Source organism: Streptomyces sp. NPDC048331 (assembly GCF_043201215.1).
GTDB lineage: Bacteria > Actinomycetota > Actinomycetes > Streptomycetales > Streptomycetaceae > Streptomyces.
This window is the reverse complement of the sequence record NZ_JBICYT010000103.1, coordinates 1-1,987: the sequence shown is the minus strand read 5'-3', so window position 1 is coordinate 1,987 and position 1,987 is coordinate 1. Positions and strand designations below refer to the sequence as shown.

At 66.5% G+C, this 1,987-nt stretch carries 1 protein-coding gene; it reads right to left on the bottom strand.

What is annotated here, in order from left to right:
* Window positions 1-114: 114 nt before the first annotated feature.
* Window positions 115-1,824 (bottom strand): IS1634 family transposase, encoded by a 1,710-nt coding sequence (locus tag ACGFYY_RS42335; protein WP_393717982.1) that lies wholly within the window; start codon window positions 1,822-1,824, stop codon window positions 115-117.
* Window positions 1,825-1,987: the final 163 nt, after the last annotated feature.

The window sequence follows — 1,987 nt, the reverse complement described above, 5'->3', positions numbered from 1 at the left end:
TCCTGCGTTCCGCGTAATTCAGCGGCCTGGAGTCACGAATCTGGGGTCTGACCTTGGCAGACATGGGTGAGGGCGCCTGAGAGGCGTTTCTCTAGGCGCTGGTGTTCGTGCTGGTCAGCGAGGTGTGGGTTCGAGGGCGATGATCTGCTTCGGTGCGGGGATGTTGAGCTTGGTCAGGAGGTCGGTCTGGGGCTTGGTGAGGGTGGTGACCTGCCGGAACAGGCCGGTGGGGCCGGTGAACGTACCGAGGTGGAGCCGGTCGAGTTCGCGGCGGACGGTCGTCCAGGTCGCGCCGGTGGTGGTCTCGATGATGCGGATCAGCAGCAGGGAGAGCCAGCAGAGGACGACGTGTGCGCGTATGCGTTCCTCGAGCCGGTGGTAGACGGGCCGCAGGTCGATGATCTGCTTCATGTCCCGCCAGCCTCGCTCGACTTCGAGGAGCTGCTTGTAGCCGAGGGCGATGTCCTCCGCGGTCAGGTGCGGGTCGGAGCATCGCAGCAGGTACTTGCCGTCGAGGTTCTCCTCGGCCTTGACCTTCGCGGTGTCGATGCGGAGCTTGCCGGCCGGGGTCGTGCGGAGGTAGCGGTTGAGGCCGGGCTTGTCGGCGATCTTCCCACGGAGCTCGCCGCGCTTGAAGTCGCTGAGCTTGTCGGTGTCCTCGATCAGGGTCGTGAGCTGGGCGACGAGCTGTTCGCGTATGCGCTGGTCACGGGTTGCGGCTTCGGGGTTGTGGCAGATCACGAACCGTTCCGTGTCGGAGATCCGCACCTCCTTGACCCGCATGTTCCCGGCGATCTCGCCGTAGCGGCCCTGCCGGGACAGGGCCGCCTTCACTTCCGGACTCCCTGAGCGGAGTTTCTCGCCGACGATGTAGGCGTTCTCGCCCTGGCGGAGGTAGCGGCGGTTGCGTTCGCTGGAGAATCCCCGGTCGGTGACCCACACGATCTTGCTCAGGGTCCAGTCGCGCATGTCGTCCTTGACCTGCCGGATCAGCTTCTGGTCACCGGTGTTGCCGGGCCAGGACCAGACGCGGACCGGGATCCCGTCCCGGGTGACGGCCATCCCGATCACGATCTGCGGGAGATCGTCGCGGGAGTCCTTCGACTTGCCGAAGGCGCGGAACCCGGCCTGGTCCGGTGTGTCACCGCTGTCGTCTGCGGCCGGCAGGAGGCGGCCCTTGTCGTCGCGGGCGACGGGCTCGTCGGCCTCCTCCAGCTCGAAGTAGGTGCTGGTGGTGTCGAAGAACAGCAGATCGACCTCGAGGTTGAGGAGGTTCGCGACTTCGTCGAACACCCGCTTCTCGAGGTCGTCGGTCACCTCGTGGAGCCAGTCCATCGCCCGGTAGCAGGCGTCGTCGTCGGTCGCGGCCAGGCCGTCGACATGCACGTCGTGCGTGACCCAGTCCGCGGCGGCCAGCTTCGACGACGGAGCCAGGGCCCGGTTCGCGACCAGGGAGAACAGCACCCGCTCGGTCACCGACATATCCCGGCGCCGACCCCGCTTGGGCTGTCCCACCTGCCCGACGATCTGGTCGATCTTCAGCCGCCGCCACAGATGATCGAGGACGTAGATGCCCCCGAACGGGACCGACGAGACGAACTCCAGGTCACCCGCCGCGGTCGAGGCCAGCGCCTCTCCCGGCTCCAGCAGCCGCGATAGAGACGCGACCAGGCGTTTCACCGCGTCCCGGTCGAGGTCGTCCTCACGGCCGAACGTGAACAGGACCTTCGGGACCGCCCGGCCCTTCACCGGATCCCACTCGTTGTGGGCCAGGTGCAGGTACCGGACTGTGCCGGACTTGTTCTCCCGCTTCGTCGTCTTCACGTACACGACTCCAGACCCTACGGAGCAACTCCAGGTCAGCGCAGGCGAATCCGCAAAGTCGCGTCTCTAGGCGAATCCGGCCGCGTCACCAGCCCTCACCCCGCTGACCTGCACCTTCAACCCGGCAGGTACTCCAGAACCCCTGAATTACGCGGAACGCAGG